General features: G+C 59.9%; 18 protein-coding genes. 11 read left to right on the top strand and 7 right to left on the bottom strand.

Annotated elements, in window-relative coordinates; genetic code table 11:
* On the top strand, positions 1–423 hold the full coding sequence (locus AC13RE_RS05120; protein ID WP_132717706.1) for a GNAT family N-acetyltransferase: 423 nt from the start codon (positions 1–3) through the stop codon (positions 421–423).
* A 135-nt stretch (positions 424–558) separates the two neighbouring features.
* Here the strand turns inward: AC13RE_RS05120 and AC13RE_RS05125 are convergent, their stop codons facing one another.
* Complete coding sequence (locus tag AC13RE_RS05125; protein ID WP_132717165.1) at positions 559–1,134, bottom strand: GNAT family N-acetyltransferase; 576 nt, start codon at positions 1,132–1,134, stop codon at positions 559–561.
* Positions 1,135–1,481: 347 nt separating this feature from the next.
* On the opposite strand from AC13RE_RS05125, the gene AC13RE_RS05130 reads away from it, so the two are divergent.
* Positions 1,482–2,471, top strand: coding sequence for a glutathione S-transferase family protein (locus AC13RE_RS05130; protein ID WP_488562163.1), 990 nt, complete (start codon positions 1,482–1,484; stop codon positions 2,469–2,471).
* 15 nt (positions 2,472–2,486) lie between these two features.
* Here AC13RE_RS05130 and AC13RE_RS05135 read toward each other — a convergent pair whose 3' ends face one another.
* Positions 2,487–2,978, bottom strand: coding sequence for an NUDIX domain-containing protein (locus AC13RE_RS05135; RefSeq protein WP_488562164.1), 492 nt, complete (start codon positions 2,976–2,978; stop codon positions 2,487–2,489).
* Positions 2,979–3,028: 50 nt separating this feature from the next.
* Between AC13RE_RS05135 and AC13RE_RS05140 the strand changes: the two genes are divergently transcribed.
* From AC13RE_RS05140 to AC13RE_RS05160, 5 genes are all read left to right on the top strand, one after another.
* The gene (locus AC13RE_RS05140) at positions 3,029–3,967 is read left to right on the top strand and encodes a metallophosphoesterase family protein (protein WP_488562165.1); all 939 of its coding nucleotides are present in this window, start codon (positions 3,029–3,031) and stop codon (positions 3,965–3,967) included.
* 387 nt (positions 3,968–4,354) lie between these two features.
* Complete coding sequence (locus AC13RE_RS05145) at positions 4,355–4,867, top strand: RNA polymerase sigma factor (RefSeq protein WP_112334292.1); 513 nt, start codon at positions 4,355–4,357, stop codon at positions 4,865–4,867.
* Positions 4,868–4,870: 3 nt separating this feature from the next.
* Positions 4,871–5,710: an anti-sigma factor family protein gene (locus AC13RE_RS05150; protein ID WP_488562166.1), complete on the top strand. Its 840-nt coding sequence runs from the start codon at positions 4,871–4,873 to the stop codon at positions 5,708–5,710.
* Positions 5,711–5,811: 101 nt separating this feature from the next.
* Entirely contained in the window at positions 5,812–6,015 is a 204-nt protein-coding gene (locus AC13RE_RS05155; protein ID WP_015340649.1) for a hypothetical protein, read from the top strand.
* A gap of 272 nt (positions 6,016–6,287) precedes the next feature.
* Complete coding sequence (locus tag AC13RE_RS05160; protein ID WP_488562167.1) at positions 6,288–8,132, top strand: ABC transporter ATP-binding protein; 1,845 nt, start codon at positions 6,288–6,290, stop codon at positions 8,130–8,132.
* A 68-nt stretch (positions 8,133–8,200) separates the two neighbouring features.
* Here the strand turns inward: AC13RE_RS05160 and leuA are convergent, their stop codons facing one another.
* Both leuA and AC13RE_RS05170 read right to left on the bottom strand, forming a co-directional pair.
* Positions 8,201–9,907: a 2-isopropylmalate synthase gene (gene leuA / locus AC13RE_RS05165; RefSeq protein WP_488562168.1), complete on the bottom strand. Its 1,707-nt coding sequence runs from the start codon at positions 9,905–9,907 to the stop codon at positions 8,201–8,203.
* A gap of 328 nt (positions 9,908–10,235) precedes the next feature.
* Positions 10,236–11,420: a benzoate/H(+) symporter BenE family transporter gene (locus tag AC13RE_RS05170; protein ID WP_488562169.1), complete on the bottom strand. Its 1,185-nt coding sequence runs from the start codon at positions 11,418–11,420 to the stop codon at positions 10,236–10,238.
* A 191-nt stretch (positions 11,421–11,611) separates the two neighbouring features.
* Between AC13RE_RS05170 and AC13RE_RS05175 the strand changes: the two genes are divergently transcribed.
* From AC13RE_RS05175 to AC13RE_RS05185, 3 genes are read left to right on the top strand one after another with little or no spacing between them, the layout of a single operon-like run.
* Positions 11,612–12,397: a DeoR/GlpR family DNA-binding transcription regulator gene (locus AC13RE_RS05175; protein ID WP_488562170.1), complete on the top strand. Its 786-nt coding sequence runs from the start codon at positions 11,612–11,614 to the stop codon at positions 12,395–12,397.
* A 22-nt stretch (positions 12,398–12,419) separates the two neighbouring features.
* Complete coding sequence (locus AC13RE_RS05180) at positions 12,420–13,610, top strand: MFS transporter (RefSeq protein ID WP_488562171.1); 1,191 nt, start codon at positions 12,420–12,422, stop codon at positions 13,608–13,610.
* On the top strand, positions 13,576–13,959 hold the full coding sequence (locus AC13RE_RS05185; protein ID WP_488562172.1) for a VOC family protein: 384 nt from the start codon (positions 13,576–13,578) through the stop codon (positions 13,957–13,959). The genes AC13RE_RS05180 and AC13RE_RS05185 overlap by 35 nt, the downstream gene beginning before the upstream one ends.
* A gap of 199 nt (positions 13,960–14,158) precedes the next feature.
* On the opposite strand, the gene AC13RE_RS05190 is transcribed toward AC13RE_RS05185, so the two are convergent.
* On the bottom strand, positions 14,159–14,746 hold the full coding sequence (locus tag AC13RE_RS05190) for an ATP-dependent Clp protease proteolytic subunit (RefSeq protein ID WP_112340662.1): 588 nt from the start codon (positions 14,744–14,746) through the stop codon (positions 14,159–14,161).
* 231 nt (positions 14,747–14,977) lie between these two features.
* On the opposite strand from AC13RE_RS05190, the gene AC13RE_RS05195 reads away from it, so the two are divergent.
* Complete coding sequence (locus tag AC13RE_RS05195) at positions 14,978–15,781, top strand: DUF2076 domain-containing protein (protein ID WP_132717177.1); 804 nt, start codon at positions 14,978–14,980, stop codon at positions 15,779–15,781.
* A 59-nt stretch (positions 15,782–15,840) separates the two neighbouring features.
* Here the strand turns inward: AC13RE_RS05195 and queF are convergent, their stop codons facing one another.
* Both queF and AC13RE_RS05205 read right to left on the bottom strand, forming a co-directional pair.
* On the bottom strand, positions 15,841–16,305 hold the full coding sequence (queF, locus tag AC13RE_RS05200) for a preQ(1) synthase (protein WP_015340658.1): 465 nt from the start codon (positions 16,303–16,305) through the stop codon (positions 15,841–15,843).
* 1 nt (position 16,306) lies between these two features.
* A complete protein-coding gene (locus tag AC13RE_RS05205) occupies positions 16,307–17,221 on the bottom strand; it encodes a cation diffusion facilitator family transporter (protein ID WP_488562173.1) in 915 nt (304 codons plus the stop codon).
* Positions 17,222–17,253: the final 32 nt, after the last annotated feature.

Consider the following 17,253-nt stretch of genomic DNA (forward strand, 5'->3'; position numbering starts at 1 on the left):
ATGAAGATCGACGTGACCGATACGCCATCGGAAGGCGACCTTACAGCCATCAGCGAAGGATTGACGGCGTTCAACACCGCGGATGTCGGGCCGTCCGCTCGGCAATCCCTGGCTGTTCTGATCCGCGATGACGCCGGCAAAACCATCGGCGGCATATCCGGCTATACCGCCTGGGGGTGGCTGTTCACGCAGTTGCTTTTCGTGCCGGAAAGCCTGCGCGGCCAGGGCATGGCCGGAAAGCTTCTGGAGGCGGCGGAAGCGGAAGCAAGCGCGCGTGGCTGTTTCGGCGCGTGGATCGATACCTTCAATCCACAGGCGCTGAAAGCCTATCAGCGGCAGGGCTATGCTGTCTTCGGCGAACTGCCGGATTTCCCCGCCGGTCGCAGCCGGTTCTTTCTGCAGAAGAAATTGTCGCCCCGCTGATATAAGCAGGGCGATTTTTCGTTGATAGCGCCTTTAAAGCCTTTCCGCTTTTCTTCGAATCGCGAAAATGCTCTATCCCTTTGTTTTTACGCAATTCCGGACGGAAAACCGCTTCGCACTTTTCCTGGAATTGCTCTAGACAGCGATCGCCGTGAGCTGCACGACATCATCCAGATCGTCGTCATCTTCGGCTTCCACAGCCGCAGTGGAATCATCGCGCCATGCGATCGAGCCTTGCAGCCGCGCATGCGTGTCTGCCGCGATCGGCACGACCAGCACCCGGTTGGGATCGACAGGCCCCGGGAAGGTCAGTGCGTTATAGGCAACCTTCTCGAAACCGAGCGGGCAATAATAGGGCGGATCGCCGATGAGGATGACGGCTTCCGATCCCTTGCGCTGGGCAGCGGCCACCGCGATCCGCACAAGCTCGCGGCCTATGCCCTTGTTCTTGTGCGAGGGGCGCACGGCGAGCGGGCCGAGGAGATGTCCCTTGACCGATCCGGCCAGCACCGGCGTCATCCGCACAGAGGCGATCGTCTCGCCATCATCGGCGCAGATGAAGGACAGCGAATGGTCATGCGGCCCTTGCTCGCGAATGCGAGCAGCGGCACGGGTAAACCGTCCCGGACCGAAAGCTTCTTCGTTGATGAGTTCGATTGCAGCGTCGTGCGACGCATCCTCAGTGAGGTAGACCAGATCGTGCTTGTACATTAGCCCAGAAAACCAGATAGACGGACGATATTGTTCCCGAAAGCGCTCATCGAGCGTTCAAGATCATCGGCGTCGTCGCAGGCTTCTGGTTACTTTCATGCCAAGGGGTCCTTAAACTGTGAAAAGCCGGATAGCAGGAAATATTCGGCGCGTCCAATGCAAAATGCATCCCGCCGCTCATTCATGCAAGATCGGGTTGGCATCACCTCTTTTATCGAGTTCGGCGCCCCGAATGAGCCTGGTGATAGCACCCATAACGCAGTGTTCATCATTTGCCGTCTCGAAATCCGGCGTGCATACCGTATTTCTGAACATATAGTTCGGCAGTTTCCGGGAAGGATCAAGCAATGGGCATGTTGGTGGACGGCGTCTGGCATGACGTCTGGTACGATACCAAAGAGACGAAGGGCCATTTCAAGCGCGTTGCGTCGCAGTTTCGAAACTGGGTGACCGCAGACGGCAGTGCCGGCCCGACAGGCATCGGCGGCTTCAAGGCAGAAGCCGGACGCTATCATCTTTACGTGTCGCTCGCCTGTCCCTGGGCGCATCGCACTCTGATCTTCCGCAAGCTGAAGAAGCTGGAGGAGCTGATCTCCGTCTCGATCGTCGATCCGCTGATGGTTGAAAATGGCTGGGAATTCAAGGGCACAGACGGCGGCACCGTCGACCATCTCTTTGGCGCGACAAAACTCTGGGAGGTCTACGTCAAAGCCGATCCGCATTATTCCGGCCGTGTGACCGTTCCCGTTCTATGGGACAAGCAGACCGGCACGATCGTCAACAACGAATCGGCCGAAATCATCCGCATGTTCAACACGGCCTTCGACGGCCTGACCGGCTCCACGGCGGATTTCTATCCTAGTGACTTGCGGGCCGACATCGATGCATTGAACGAGCGCGTCTACGATACGGTCAACAACGGCGTCTACAAGGCCGGCTTTGCGACGACGCAGGAAGCCTATCAGGAAAACGCGCTCCGTCTCTTCGAAACCCTCGACATGCTGGACCAACGACTGGCAACGCAGCGCTATCTATTCGGAGATCGCCTGACGGAGGCCGACTGGCGGCTGTTCACGACGCTTATCCGCTTCGATGCCGTCTATGTCGGGCATTTCAAATGCAACATCCGCCGCATCGCCGATTATGCCAACCTCTCGGCCTATCTACGGGATCTCTACCAGGTCGCCGGCGTTGCGGAGACCGTCAATCTCGACCACATCAAGAACCACTACTATCGCAGCCACAAGACCATCAATCCGACAGGCGTCGTGCCCATTGGGCCGGAACTGGATTTCGATCGCCCGCACGGGCGCGAGCGGCTGGCAAAAGTCGCCTGACCCAGGCGTCGAAGACTACCAGTAGCTGGAGGGAGCTTCCGCTCCTTCCAATTCCTTCAGCCGGCGATAGGTTGCCTTCGTCGTGCCCGGCGGCAGCGCATCGACCGGAAAGAAGCCGCTTTCGACGATCTCGCGATCCGGTTTGCGCGGCGCGGTCTGGGTGACCTCCACGCGATAGAAGACGACGTGGTCGCGTTTGCTGGTGTGATTGTTGAAATAGACGTGAAAGAGCTGCGGCTTGCCTGAGATCACCAGATTGCCTTCCTCGCGCAACTCCTTTTCGAGCGCCTGCTCCACAGTCTCATGGCGTTCGACGCCGCCGCCGGGCATGTGCCAGCCGGCGATATAGGAATGCCGAACCAGAAAAATCCGCCCTTCGCCATCGAAGCAGGCGGCGCGCACGCCGATCGTCATGCTGCGGGTCAGCACGAAATAGACATGCAACGCGCGGCCGAACAGACGCACAGCCAAACCCTGCCTTTCATCGCGTCGATTGTCTTCACTCATGCCTGAACCCCGGCATCGTGATCTGCAATCGCATCGGGGATGTATTTGTTTTGACAATAGAGTGGGCTATGTCTCATCCCATGTTCAAGCTCGCGCATATTTCCGATGTTCACCTTGGTCCGCTGCCACGTCTTTCGATCAGAGAACTCGCCTCCAAACGCATTACCGGATTTGTGAACTGGCACCGGAACCGGCGCAAGCATCTTTTTGGCGATACGCTTGATCTCCTTCTTGAGGACATCAAGGCGAAACAGGCCGATCATCTGGCCGTAACCGGCGATCTCGTCAACCTTGCAAGCGGCATGGAGATCCAAACAGCGGCCGCATGGCTGAAGACGGTCGGCGATCCCTTTCACACATCCGTCGTTCCCGGCAACCACGATGCCTACGTGCCCGGTGCCTACGAAAAGGCAATGCGCTCCTGGTATCCCTATGTCCGCGGCGACGAGGCTCCCGCCGAATGGCAGGAGGACAAGCGCATTTTCCCCTATCTGCGCATCCGCGGGCAGGTCGCGCTTGTGGGATGCTCCACAGCCGTCGCCACCCCGCCCTTTGCCGCAAGCGGCTTCTACTCCTCACGCCAGGCCCGCGAGACGGTGAATATCCTGCGCGCAGCGGGCGATGCCGGGCTCTTTCGTGTCGTCATGATCCATCACCCGCCGATTCGCGGCGCGACCAGCTTCTACAAGCGGATGATCGGCATTCGCCGTTTCGCAGCCGTCATCTCCACCGGCGGCGCCGAACTTGTCCTGCACGGCCATACACATCTCAACACCCTGCATTGGCTGCGGGGACACATGGGTTCGGTTCCCGTCGTAGGGATCGCCTCCGCATCGCAAGGGGTCGGCGGATTGAAGCCGCGCGCTGCCTATAATCTCTTCACCATCGCCGGCCGTCCCGGCGCCTGGGAACTGAAAGCGGAGCGTTATAGCCTCAACGACAGTGGCAACGGCGTCGACCCCGAAGGCTTCGATATTCTGGCGACATGACGAGCTTTTTGCGTCGTAGCGCGCATCGTTTCGGTAGCGTTTTCTAAGATACGGAGCTACAATCGAAGCACTGAAATTCCGAAATAAGGAATGCATCGTGAGGAGCGACGCATGCCAGCTTTGGGAACCTGCATCCGACCCGGTTGCTGCTTCTTGGAGGGCTTGGGCCAACGTTGGTGCAGTACGGGTCGGTACATTGTGGGGTAGCGCATTAAGGATGACGGTCAAACGCGCGGGTGCTTTTGAAGACTTGCGAAACGGCAGGAAAATGGTTCATACCAGCACAGGACGATTATTCCGCTCGCATCACCTTTCTTACGGGGAAGGCCGTCGATCGCGGAAGCAAATTGCCGATCTGACAACCTCCAACGCCTTCCTGGAACCATCATGCCAACGCCGGTAGCAGCCATCGATATCAGACGCGATTTGGTCGGTCTTCTTCCGAAGCTTCGCCGCTTTGCGGTGACGCTGACCGGCGATCTTGCCGAGGCGGACGAGCTTGTCCAAAACGTCTGTCAGCGCGGCATAGCCAAGTTCCATCTTTGGAACAGCGGCGGCAAGCTGGAAAGCTGGCTCTACACCATGGCCCGGCACCAATGGGTTGACGAAGCGCGACGTCACAAGCTGCGCCCAGCCGGCAAGGGCAATGCCCTGGAACAGGGCGATCCGGCATCGCAAACCCATTTAAATCCGGTGGAAGCCGGTGAAGCACATCGCCTGGTCACATCTTTGCCTGAAGGACTTGCCAGTGTCTTCCTGCTGGTCGATGTCGAAGGACACAGCTACAAGCAGGCGGCCGATGTTCTCGGCATCCCGTTGGCGGCGGTGACATCAAGGCTCTCCAGCGCACGCCTTTACCTCGCCTCCCAGGGTCATAGCCGCTCGTCCCGAAGGTTTTAAGCATTGCAAGATATGAAGAAAACGCCGCTCGAAGTCCGCTTGTCCGCCTTCATGGATGGCGAGACGAGCCGCGAAGAAAAAGAAGAGCTGGAAAAGCTCATTGCTTCCGACGCGGACGCCCGGCGTATTTTCGATGAGCTGAAACACGGCTCCGATGTCGGCCGCAAGGCTTTCGATGAGGTTCTGAAGGAGCCGGTACCGCTGGCCCTCGTTCGCTCCATCAAGAGTGCTCAGCCCCCGAAGACCCGGGAGCCATCTCCGCGTATTGCCAGGCATCCGCTGAAACTGGCCCCGACGGGCAAGCAATCATTGGCCGCGGCCCTTATCCTGTTCGCCGTCGGCGGCGGCATCGGCTATCTTTTCGGTATGCAGCCCGCTGACGTCCCGGCGAGCCCTCCGCCGACCCCGTCGCAGCTTATGACTCGCAACTGGCTGGACGATATCGCCGCCTACCACCGTATCTATGCGCGCCAGCCGCAGCATATGGTTGAGTTGCAGGCAAGCCAGTTGGACGAGATCGCCAAGTGGCTGGGAAGCACCGCCGGCGTCAAATTCAACTTTCCGGATCTCGCTGCTGATGGTCTCGTCTTCCAGGGTGCGCGCATGTCCATCGCCGCCGGTAAGCCTGTCGGCCAGCTGATCTACAAGAACCTTGATGGCGATGTCGTCGCCATCTGCTTTACCAAGACGGACGGCATCGCCGACGACGATTTCAGCGAAACCATCAAGGACGATATCAGCATCGTATCCTGGCATCGCAACGGCACTACCTATGCGGTCGTCGGCCCCTCCTCGAATGCGATGCTCGATCAGATCGCCAATCGGGTATCCTCGGAGATCTGACTTATATCCCATCCGTTTTGCTGCTTGCAGCCACCAGCCGGTCGATGGATAATGGAGCGCGGTAATCGTGTGGGGTCCGATAGTCTTGCTGGAGTTTCAACATGTCCGACGTTCTGCTGACCATTCCTGAAATCGACAGGCGTATTGCGGCGATCAGGGAAAATCTTCGCGAACTGATTGAGCAGGCAGCAGCCTTTTCCGGCGCCGCCGACGAAGAGCGGGCGTCCGAGCGGATAGCCGAACAGGAAGAAGAGCTCGAGCGTCTGACGAAGCGACGCGATGAACTTGCCAAAGGCCAGGCCTGAGCAAAATTCACCATTGAAACATATATATCCTCGAACAACCTCGCCGCGAGTCGTGTAAAGGACGCTATTCGTTCATCGATGTCGAACGGTCCCCGATACAATTGCTGCTGACATCGGCACCGATACAAGCTATGTAGGTTGCAGCGACCAATGAGGAGAGCACTCTGATGAAAAATCACGGCACAGGAAACCACCGCTGAAAAGCAGTGCCGTGAAGGGCTGCTTTATCGGCCCGACCATCAGATTGATATCTTCGCCCGTGGAGGGCACTCATGTTTCGTCGCTTCGAAGAGCTTGTCGATCCATTTCAGGATCATGACCAGCCGCAACCATCATCCAAGGCCTGGCGCTATCTCCTAACCAACCTTCGTCCGTTTCGCACAGTCATGGCGATGAGCCTCGGCCTGACTGTCATCGGCGCAGTCATCGAAATCTGGCTCATCGGCTATTCCAGCAGGCTGGTGGATAATCTAGCCGTCGCCCGGCGGGAGGACTTTTGGGCATCCGAAGGGTTGGGCTTGCTCGCTGCAGCCGCCCTCGTCCTGATCGGAAGGCCGCTTGCCGGCTATCTCCGCGAAAGCCTGGATGACATCGCATTTCGGCCCAATGCCGAAACCTTGTTCCGTTGGCGGGCTCATCGCCACGTTCTTCGGCAATCAGTCGGCTGGTTTCGTCAGGATTTTTCCGGGCGCATCGCGAGCCAGGTGCGCGACATCGGTACGGCGGCAACAGGCGCCGCCTATGCGGTGCTGCACACCCTGTCTTTCGTGACGATCTATGTGGCCGGTTCGCTCTGGCTGATGGCCTCGATCGACCCGCGCCTGATCTGGCCCCTCGCCGTCTGGCTCCTCTGCTATCTCGGCCTAATGGCCTATGTCATTCCTCGCCTACAGAAAGCCTCCGCGCAATACCAGGGAGCCTATGCCGAGCTGACGGGCATGCTGGTGGACAGCTATGCCAATATCGACCTCATCAAGCTCTTCGCCGATGCCAGGGCGGAAGACAAGGAAGCCCGTCGTCGTTTCGCTCAAACCCGCGAGACATTCGTTCGGGTGCAGAAGCTTGAGGTGCTTGTCAATTCGAGCATGCTGTTCCTCGGCAGTTTCCTCATCGTCGCGCTAGTCGGCTATGCGGTCGTCCTCTGGCAGTCCGGTGGCGCGCCGCTAGGGCTGATCGCGGCATCACTCGCCTTAAGCTTCCGCATAACCGGCATGGCCGAATGGATGCTGGATGCCGTTTCCTCGCTCTTTGCCCATCTCGGCGCCATGCGGCAGTCACTGATGACCGTCTCGCAGCCGCTTGCGATTACCGATGCGCCGGACGCCGAGCCGCTTGCCATCACCAACGGCGAGATCGTCTTCCGGCAGGCCACGCATCACTACGGCAAGGGAGATGGCGGGCTCGACGGAATTTCGCTTCGGATTGCGGCTGGCCAGAAGGTCGGCTTTGTCGGTCGCTCCGGCACCGGCAAATCGACCCTGGTCAATCTGCTGCTTCGTTTCTTCGATCCGGAGGGTGGCATCGTCGAAATCGATGGACAGGATATTCGGCAGGTGACGCAGGATAGCCTGCGCCGGCAGATTGCCGTGGTCGGCCAGGACGCATCGCTCCTTCACCGCTCCATCCGCGATAACATCGCCCATGGCAATCCGCACTTTTCGGAAAATGCGATTCTGGCTGCCGCCGAGAAGGCTGCCGCCAGCGATTTCATAGCAAAGCTGCGGGACCAGGAGGGGCGCACGGGCTTCGACGCGCATGCCGGCGAGCGTGGCGTCCAGCTCTCCGGCGGTCAGCGGCAGCGCGTGGCGATTGCGCGCGCTATCCTGAAGGATGCCCCGATCCTGGTGCTCGATGAAGCAACCTCCGCCCTCGATTCCGAAGTCGAAGCCGAAATCCAGGATACGCTCTACGGCATCATGGAAGACAAGACCGTGATCGCCATCGCCCATCGCCTGTCGACCATCGCACGCATGGACCGCATCGTCGTGCTCGACCACGGCCGCATCGTCGAGGACGGCACGCATGCGGAACTGATCGCCCAAAACGGCATCTACGCAACGCTGTGGTCGCACCAATCCGGCGGCCTTATCGAAGAGGACGAGCCAGCGGCCGACTGATGTGCAATAAAAATGCCCCCTCGAAAACGAGGGGGCTTTCAAACCAGAACTGGAAGCAAGCCGGAGCCTTAGGCCGCCTTGACTGCGAGCACTCGGTTTGCCGCCGATACGATCGCCTCGAGGGATGCGGCAACGATATTGGTGTTGATGCCGGCGCCGAAAAGCTTGCCGCCCGGATAGGAGACCTCGACATAGGAGATCGCTGCAGCGTTGGAGCCGTGCTGGAGCGAATGCTCGGAATAATCCTCGACCGACATCGGAATGCCGAGATAGATCGAGAGCGCATTGATGAAGCCATCGATCGGGCCATTGCCCCTGCCCTCGATGCGCTTTACCTCGCCATTGTCGGTGATTTCGGCCGCGACGATGCGCTGCCCCTTGTGCTCGGGATCGGCAAAAGTGTGGTGATCGACAAAGCGGATCCGCGCGTCCGGCTGCGTCACATAGCGCTCGATGAAATGCTCATAGATGCGCTTGGACGGCAATTCCTTGCCTTCCTCGTCGGTGATGCGCTGGATCTCCTCGCGATATTCCACCTGGAGATTGCGCGGCAGGTTCAAGCCGTAGTCCTGCTGCATGATATAAGCGATGCCGCCCTTGCCGGACTGCGAGTTGATGCGGATGATCGCCTCATAAGTGCGGCCGACATCCTGCGGGTCGATCGGCAGATAGGGCACTTCCCAGACCGGATCGTTGGCGACCTTGGCGGCCTTCATGCCCTTGTTGATCGCATCCTGATGCGAGCCGGAGAAAGCGGTATAGACCAGCTCGCCGACGTAAGGATGACGCTCGCCGATCGCCATCTGGTTGGAATATTCGAAGACTTCCTTCATGCGCTCGATGTTGGAGCAATCCAGCTCCGGATCGACGCCCTGCGTGAACATGTTCAGCGCCATGGTGACGACATCGACATTGCCCGTCCGCTCGCCATTGCCGAACAGCGTGCCTTCGACGCGATCGGCGCCGGCCATCAAGGCCAACTCAGCGGCGGCGATGCCGGTGCCGCGGTCATTGTGCGGATGCAGGGAGATGATCAGGTTTTCGCGGTTGTCGAGATTGCGGCACATCCATTCGATCTGGTCGGCATAGATGTTCGGCGTCGCCATTTCCACCGTCGACGGCAGATTGATGATCAGCTTGTTGTCAGGCGTCGGCTTCATAACGTCGATGACGGCGTTGCAGATCTCCAGCGCCACATCCAGCTCGGTGCCGGTGAAGCTCTCAGGCGAATATTCGAAGCGATAGCCGCCGCCGGCCTTGGCAGCCATGTCGCTAATCATCTTGGCCGCATCGACGGCAATCTGCTTGATGCCCTGCACATCCTTGGCAAACACCACGCGGCGCTGCAATTCGCTGGTGGAATTGTAGAAATGCACGATCGGCTTGTTGGCGCCTTCCAGAGCCTCGAAGGTGCGGGTGATCAATTCCGGGCGACACTGGACGAGAACCTGCAGCGATACGTCGGCAGGCACATTGCCCTGTTCGATGCACCAGCGGGCAAAGTCGAAGTCGGTCTGCGAAGCCGACGGGAAGCCGATCTCGATTTCCTTGAAGCCCATATCCAGCAACAGCTGGAACATGCGCGCCTTGCGGTCATGGCCCATCGGGTCGACGAGTGCCTGATTGCCGTCGCGCAGGTCGACGGAGCACCAGATCGGCGCCCTGGTGATGGTCTTGGATGGCCAAGTCCGGTCCGGAATGTTGATCTGGGGATAGGCGCGGTATTTCACCGCTGCTTCGGGCATGCCTTTGGGGGAATGGCTGTTCGCGTCCATGGTCTCGTCTCTTCCTTTCCCGTCATTTTATCCCGCGTCTTAGCCGATCGGATGCGGCTTGGCGATGACAAATGCGGACCCTTTGCGGGTAAGCTATCGATTTTAGGGTAAGTCGCGAGGAGCGATGGCCAGCGGGCTTTTCGGCCGCCGGGCGCTCCTCAAAGGACCCGGCAACCGCGCGTAAGGCCGAGGAGGAGAAGCGAGGTAAGGGCGCGCGTATTGTCACGCAGGGCAACGCGCCCACGTGCAATCTGTTCGGAAATCTTTGCGCCATTCAGCTTCATGGCCGCGCTTATAGCCGCCGGATCAAAAAGAAGCAACCCCTCGCCTACTTCTTTAGCATCTGCACGCCGCGCGACAGCGCCAGCATCAATCCGCCTGCGATCAGCCCCCAGAAGGCGCCGGAGATCCCGCCGAAGGAAACACCCGATGCCGTCACCAGAAAAGTGATGGCGGCCGCCTCGCGCGATTCCGGCTGCTGGAAGGCGTTCAAGGCGGAATTGGAGAGCGCACCGACCAGCGCCAGACCGGCAACCGCCTCGATGAGAACAGGCGGCGCCAGCGCCACGAAAGCCGTAACCGCGCTCGCCAGCAATCCGAGGATCACATAGCCAATGCCGGCGACAATCGCCGCCCAATAACGCCGCGCGGGATCGGCATGCGCATCCTGTCCGGCGCACATGGCGGCGGTGATGGCCGCCAGATTGACGGCATGACCTCCAAAGGGAGCGGCAAGCAGCGAGAACACGCCGGTCACGGCAAACAGCGGACCCGGCTTCGGATCGTAATCATGCACCTTTAGCACCGCAATGCCGGGAATGTTCTGCGACGCCATCGTCACGATGAATAGCGGCAGCGCTATGGACACAATGCCGGCAAGCGTGAAGACTGGCTTCACGAATTCGGCCGTCGGTAGCAGCGAATGTTCAAGCGAGGCAAAGGCGCCATCGGGTACCTTCACGCCGAAGGCCAGCACCAAAGCAAACGCAGCAAGTGCCGCCGGCACCGCCCATAGCCGCTTGAAGGACCCAACGACGATCCAGGCAAGGATGATCGGCAGGCCGAAGGCAGGATTGAAGGCGATCGCCTTCACCGGTGCAAAGCAGAGGCCGAGCAGAACGCCGGCCAGCATGGCATTGGCAAGCGGCGCCGGGATGGATGCGACCGCCCGGCCAAAAGGCCGAAAAAGCCCGGCAATAACGATCAGTATGCCGCAAACGAAAAATGCACCGACAGCTGTCGGGAAGCCGCCCTCGATCGCCCCTGCACTCGCCAGCAGCGCCGCGCCCGGCGTCGACCAGGCAATGCTGATCGGAAGCTTGGTTGCCATGCTGAGAACGATGGCGCAGAGGCCCATCGCAACGGAAAGCGCCGTCAGACCGGAGGCCGCCTGTGCATCCGTGGCGCCTACAACCTGCAGGCCGTGAAAGACCACGGCGAAGGAACTGGCGAAGCCGACAAAAGCCGTAAGGCATCCCATGAACAGGCTTTGAATGGAAAAATCTTTGAGCATGGCGGCGGAGACTCAGGAGCGATGATCGATTGAAACCGCATGGAGCATCACAAGCATCGGGCGTGCAAGTGCAGTTCCGGACGAAGTGACGGCGACAAGGTCGAATCGATCGCTGTCTGTATCAAGCATGATTCAAATCGTGTATAAATATGCAAATTGACTCTCTCGTTTATGCACGTTAATGCATGATTATGAGCAATTCACTCCCCTTGTCCCGCCGGGACGTCATCGAAGCGCGGCTTGCAGAGGGCCGGCAGATCGTGGCCGCATCTCTGGCTGCCGAATTCAACGTGTCCGAAGATGCCGTGCGCCGCGATCTGCGGGCACTTGCCGCAGAGGGCAAATGCCGCCGCGTCTATGGCGGCGCGCTCCCCCTGCTGACACCATCGCAGCCCATGGCCGCCCGCGTCGGACAGGAATCGGGCCGCAAGAGAACCCTGGCCAAAGCCGCCGTCGCCATGATCGAGCCGGGCGAATTCCTGTTTTTCGACAGCGGCAGCACCAATCTCGCAATAGTCGATCTTCTGCCGAAGGATCTGAAAGCGACCATCGCGACGAATTCCATTGATATCGCCAGTGCCATCATGAAGCGCGGCGATATCCCGCTTGTCCTGATCGGCGGCGCAGTCGATCCCGTCGTCGGCGGCAGCGTCGATGCGTCCGCCGTTGCGGCCATCGAAGCCATGAACATCGACCGTTGTTTCCTGGGTGTCTGCGCCGTTTCGGCAAGAATCGGCATCAGCGTGTACGAACATGCAGATGCGATCTTCAAACGGACGCTACTGAAGAGAAGCGCTGCCCGCATCGCCTTGATTACTTCGGAGAAATTTCACGAACGCGCACCGCACCGCATCGGTGGCGCCGATGATATCGACTGGCTCGTTGTCGAGGATGACTTGCCTGCCGCAGACGAAAAAGCGGCCGCCGACGCCGGCTTCTCGATCGTCAAAGCAAGCGACGTCACCTCATCCTCCTGATTTCGAAAGACAAGAAATGACCATGCAATCCACGGATCAGCCGGAAACCCGGCTGGCAACACGACTTGCTTTTCTGGTCGGGGGCTTCGCTCTCGCCTGCTGGGCGCCCCTCGTCCCTTTCGCCAAAGCTCGCCTCAGAGTCGATGACGGCATGCTGGGCATGCTGCTGCTTTGCCTCGGCCTGGGCTCGGTGGCGGCGATGCTGGCGACCGGTATGCTGAGCGCCCGATATGGCAGCAAGCCGATCATCATCGCGAGCGGACTCGGCCTCGCACTCATTTTGCCAACACTAGCCGTGGCGGGCTCGCCGCTCACCCTTGGCCTTGCGTTGGCGGCCTTTGGCGCCTGCCTCGGATCGCTCGACGTTGCCATGAACATCCACGCCGTCGAAGTGGAGAAAGGTGCAGACCGGCCACTAATGTCCGGCTTCCATGCGTTGTTCAGCATCGGCGGCTTCATCGGTTCTCTGCTCGTCACGCTGCTCCTGTCCGTCAAGGCCGGCCCTCTCGCCGCCACGCTTCTAAGCTCGGCCGTGATGGTCGTCGCCATACTCGTCGCATGGCCCCGCCTGCTTCGGACCGTCCCCGCGGAAGACGCGCCGCTTTTCGTCATGCCGCGCGGCTTCGTGCTGCTGCTTGCCGCGCTGGCAGCAATCACCTTCCTCGTCGAAGGCGCGATCCTAGACTGGAGCGCCTTACTCCTCACGACGCAGGAACGGGTCGACGCAAGCCATGGCGGCCTCGGTTACATGCTGTTTGCCATTGCGATGACGACCGGACGGTTGAGTGGCGATGCCATTACAGCAAGGGTCGGAGACAGGGCGGTCATGCTGTGGGGCGGCATCGTCGCGGTAGCGGGCTTCGTTATGCTTCTCCTCAGCCCGATCGCGATCCTCGCCATGAGCGGTTTCATGCTGATCGGTCTTGGCGCCTCCAACATCGTCCCGGTGCTCTTCCGCAAGGGCGGCGCGCAAAAGATCATGCCGCCGGGCCTCGCCGTCGCGGCCATCACCATGACGGGATATGCCGGCGTGCTCGTCGGCCCCGCCGGCGTCGGTTTTGCGGCGGATCATCTTGGCCTGCCCGGCGCCTTCTGGATGCTCGCTCTGTTGCTCTGCGTCGCACCTCTCTGCGCCGGGATCGTCACCCGCAATCAGGAACAGGAACAGGGAGAGACCAATGCGGATCGCTCATACCGCTCTATGGACGCATGATCTCGATGCCGCCGTCGATTTCTGGAAAACCTATTTCGGCGCGACCGTCGGCGAACCCTATCGAAGCCTGCGACGGCCTGGCTTCGTCTCCCGCTTTGTTTCCTTGCCTGGAAGCGACGACCAGATCGAACTGATGACCGGTTCCTGGCTTCCCCGCAACCCGCGAAGCGAACGCATCGGCTGGGACCACATTGCCATATCGCTCGGCAGCAAAGCTGCCGTCGATGCGCTGGCCAAACGATGCAAGGCGGATAACTGCCTGAAATCCGCGCCCCGCACCACCGGCGACGGCTTCTATGAGGCTGTCATCACCATGCCTGAGGGAATACCGGTAGAGATCACCATCTAGGAGGCGCACTCCGCTTGAAACTTGAGCTTTCGAGTTCGCCGCTCCCCGGAAACGTTGCAACTCCAGAGTGGCGAAGGCTGGCGGCGGAGATTTCTGCCGCCAGCTTTGGCTTTCGATCAAAACTGCTTCATCGCAAAAACGCCCCCGCCAGCCTTCCGGCAAGCGAGGGCGCTTAATTCAATCGGGAAAACCCGTCAGATCAGATTTCTGCCTGCGAGGTCACGATGCGCGAGACCAGGCCGTAAGCCTTGGCTTCTTCAGCAGATAGCCAGTAGTCGCGATCCGTGTCCTTGGCGATCTTTTCGATCGGCTGGCCGGTGGCTTCCGAAAAAATCTTGTTCAGGCGCTCGTTCATCTTGATGATCTCGCGTGCCTGGATTTCGATGTCGGAGGCCATACCGCGCGTGCCGCCGGACGGTTGGTGCAGCAGGAAGCGCGTGTTCGGCAGGCAAATTCGGCGCTCCTTGGGAGCGGAGACATAGATCAGCGCCCCGGCGGAGGCGACCCAGCCCGTACCGATCATCCAGACCTTCGGCTTGATGAACTTGATCATGTCGTGGATGGAATCGCCGGACTCGACGTGACCGCCGGGCGAATTCACATAGATGCGGATATCATCGTCGCTGGCAGCGGAAAGCGCCACGAGCTGCGAGCAGACTTTCTGCGCCAGTTCCTGCGTGATGCCGCCATAGATGAAGATCGAACGCGACTTGAAAAGATTCGCCTCCGCGTCCTTGCCCAAGGGCTGCTCGGTCTTCTTGTCTTCCTGTTCGTCTTCGTCGTTCATTCAACTCTCCAGCATGATGCGTCGTTCACCGCACATAGTGCGACTCAATGCGTAAAACAATGCCGGAAAAAGACAAGGCGGGAATAGCGACTGACAACATGGTGTTATGATTGCGGATTACCGAAATGTAACTTGAATGGCTTTGAAAAGCCGAGATTTGATCCTACGTCAGGTCAGCGCGGTTAGAAATCGCGCCCCTAATTTGCAGCACGGATAGCCAAGGAGGCCATCATGTCGCCAGAAGAACGTCAATTGCTCGCTTCTCTCTTCGATCGCGTGCGCGGTGCCGCCAGCACGCCCCGCGACGCCGATGCAGAGGCCTTCATCAACCAGGCGGTCCGCGACCAGCCCTATGCGCCCTATTTCCTGGCGCAGGCCGTCATCATGCAGGAACAGGGCATGAAGGCTGCGGCCGATCGCATCCAGCAGCTCGAAGCCCGCGTGCACGAACTCGAGCAGCAGGGCGCCGACACCCATCCGCAAGGCCAGAGCGGCGGCTTCCTGGGCGGGATCGGCTCGCTCTTCGGTGGCGGCCAGCAGCGCGCCGTAGCTCCACAGGGCGGCAATCCGCAGCAGCAGGGCCGGCTCTATGACGATTATGCCCGCAATGCGCCTCAGCCCGGCCCTTGGGCTGGCCAGCCGCAACCATCCGGCCCGTGGAGCCAACAGGCATCAGCGCCTTCGGCCGGCGGCAGCTTCTTGCGCGGCGCGCTTGGTACGGCGGCCGGCGTGGCTGGCGGTGTGATGCTGGCGGAATCGCTCTCCAGCCTCTTCAGCCCGCATCTGGGCGGTACTGGCGGCGGCCTCTTCGGCGGCAATGCCGGCAGCGGCCTCTTCGGAGGCACGGCGGCCAATGCTGCCGAACAGCCGGTGCAGGAAACGATCATCAACAACAACTATTTCGGCAATGACGATAATAGCGACCAGAATGATCAGAGCGCGGCCGATTACGCCCAGGATGCTGCCCAAGACGCTCAGGACGACGATTATGATGACTCGTCCTATGACAATGGCGACGACAACTCGTTTGCCTGAGCCGCAGCCTCATCGCATCTAGCAGAAAAACCGCCATCTCCGGATGGCGGCTTTTTCATTCAGCCTCGGCCGCGATAGGGCTGCACACCCTGATCCGGCAGCCACACACCCTCCGGCGGCTTGCCGGTCTGCCAGAAGACGTCGATCGGAATGCCGCCGCGCGGATACCAATAAGCACCGATGCGCAGCCACTTCGGCTGCAGCAGATCCACAAGGCGCTTGGCGATGTAGATCGAGCAATCCTCGTGGAAAGCACCATGATTGCGGAAGGAATGCAGGAAAAGCTTCAGCGACTTCGATTCGACCAGCCATTCGTTCGGAATGTAGTCGATGACGATATGGGCGAAATCCGGCTGTCCCGTCATCGGGCAGAGCGAGGTGAATTCGGGCGCTGTGAAGCGCACGACATAATCGGTGCCGGCATGGCCGGACGGCACCTTCTCCAGAACGGCTTCTTCCGGGTTGCTGGCCGTTTCCGTCTGGTTGCCGAGCATCGACAGGCCGGACACATCGGTCTTTGGCATCTCAGGTCTCCTTGATCACTTTGACGCGGATACCATGGGCTTTCTCGCCCTCCGGCTCCACATGAATGGTTATTTCGGCGCCCGCATGGATCGCCCGTATGGCATCTTCAAGGCGGTCGCAGATTCTGTGTGCCTCTCGCACCGGCATGGCGGCGGGCACGACCATATGAAAATCGACGAAGGTCACCGCTCCTGCCCTGCGCGTCTTGAGATCATGCACGCCGAGCGAACCCTCGGCATTCCCCGCGATCGCACTCTTGATAGTCTCCTCCTCTTCCGGCAGGACAGCCTTGTCCATCAATCCGTCGATCGAAGTGGAGATGACCTTCCAGCCCTGGTAGAGAATGTTGATGGCAACGAGAATGGCAAGTACGGGGTCGAAGATCGGCTGCCCGGTGCCGAGCGCCAGCAACAGACCGATGAGCACGCCGATCGAAGTATAGACATCCGACATGATATGCTGGCCGTCCGCCGTCAGTGCCGGCGAGCGATGTGTCCTTCCGGCGCGGATCAGCGTCAGGGCCCATGCGCCGTTGATGACGCCGGCGACTAAGTTGATGGCGAGACCCAGCACAGGCGCTTGCATCGGCTGCGGATTGCCGAGATGCCCGACCGCTTCCTGCACGATCATCAGCGCCGCAACGACAATCATCACGCCTTCGGTAACGGCAGAAAGATATTCCGCCTTGTGATGCCCGAAGGGATGATCGTGATCGGCCGGCTTCTGCGCGTAGCGGATGACGAAAAAGGCGATGAAGGCGGCAACGACATTGACCAGCGATTCAAGTCCATCGGATAGAAGCGCAACAGAGCCCGTCAGCCACCAGGCCAGCATCTTCAGCCCCATGACGCCGAGCGACAGCGGAATGCCCCAAAGGGCGAGCCGCCTGATCGTATCGTTTCCTTGACTGTTCATGCCCGTCTCCAAATGCCTCCACGCCTGCTTAT

The sequence above is a fragment of the Martinezella sp. CNPSo 3959 genome (assembly GCF_057784355.1).

What these genes read in the sequence shown, in the direction of transcription:
- AC13RE_RS05120 (WP_132717706.1), top strand. Translation starts at nt 1, where the DNA reads ATGAAGATCGACGTGACCGATACGCCATCGGAAGGCGACCTTACAGCC.
- AC13RE_RS05125 (WP_132717165.1), bottom strand. Translation starts at nt 1,134, where the DNA reads ATGTACAAGCACGATCTGGTCTACCTCACTGAGGATGCGTCGCACGAC.
- AC13RE_RS05130 (WP_488562163.1), top strand. Translation starts at nt 1,482, where the DNA reads ATGGGCATGTTGGTGGACGGCGTCTGGCATGACGTCTGGTACGATACC.
- AC13RE_RS05135 (WP_488562164.1), bottom strand. Translation starts at nt 2,978, where the DNA reads ATGAGTGAAGACAATCGACGCGATGAAAGGCAGGGTTTGGCTGTGCGT.
- AC13RE_RS05145 (WP_112334292.1), top strand. Translation starts at nt 4,355, where the DNA reads ATGCCAACGCCGGTAGCAGCCATCGATATCAGACGCGATTTGGTCGGT.
- AC13RE_RS05155 (WP_015340649.1), top strand. Translation starts at nt 5,812, where the DNA reads ATGTCCGACGTTCTGCTGACCATTCCTGAAATCGACAGGCGTATTGCG.
- AC13RE_RS05160 (WP_488562167.1), top strand. Translation starts at nt 6,288, where the DNA reads ATGTTTCGTCGCTTCGAAGAGCTTGTCGATCCATTTCAGGATCATGAC.
- leuA (WP_488562168.1), bottom strand. Translation starts at nt 9,907, where the DNA reads ATGGACGCGAACAGCCATTCCCCCAAAGGCATGCCCGAAGCAGCGGTG.
- AC13RE_RS05170 (WP_488562169.1), bottom strand. Translation starts at nt 11,420, where the DNA reads ATGCTCAAAGATTTTTCCATTCAAAGCCTGTTCATGGGATGCCTTACG.
- AC13RE_RS05175 (WP_488562170.1), top strand. Translation starts at nt 11,612, where the DNA reads ATGAGCAATTCACTCCCCTTGTCCCGCCGGGACGTCATCGAAGCGCGG.
- AC13RE_RS05180 (WP_488562171.1), top strand. Translation starts at nt 12,420, where the DNA reads ATGCAATCCACGGATCAGCCGGAAACCCGGCTGGCAACACGACTTGCT.
- AC13RE_RS05185 (WP_488562172.1), top strand. Translation starts at nt 13,576, where the DNA reads ATGCGGATCGCTCATACCGCTCTATGGACGCATGATCTCGATGCCGCC.
- AC13RE_RS05190 (WP_112340662.1), bottom strand. Translation starts at nt 14,746, where the DNA reads ATGAACGACGAAGACGAACAGGAAGACAAGAAGACCGAGCAGCCCTTG.
- AC13RE_RS05195 (WP_132717177.1), top strand. Translation starts at nt 14,978, where the DNA reads ATGTCGCCAGAAGAACGTCAATTGCTCGCTTCTCTCTTCGATCGCGTG.
- queF (WP_015340658.1), bottom strand. Translation starts at nt 16,305, where the DNA reads ATGCCAAAGACCGATGTGTCCGGCCTGTCGATGCTCGGCAACCAGACG.
- AC13RE_RS05205 (WP_488562173.1), bottom strand. Translation starts at nt 17,221, where the DNA reads ATGAACAGTCAAGGAAACGATACGATCAGGCGGCTCGCCCTTTGGGGC.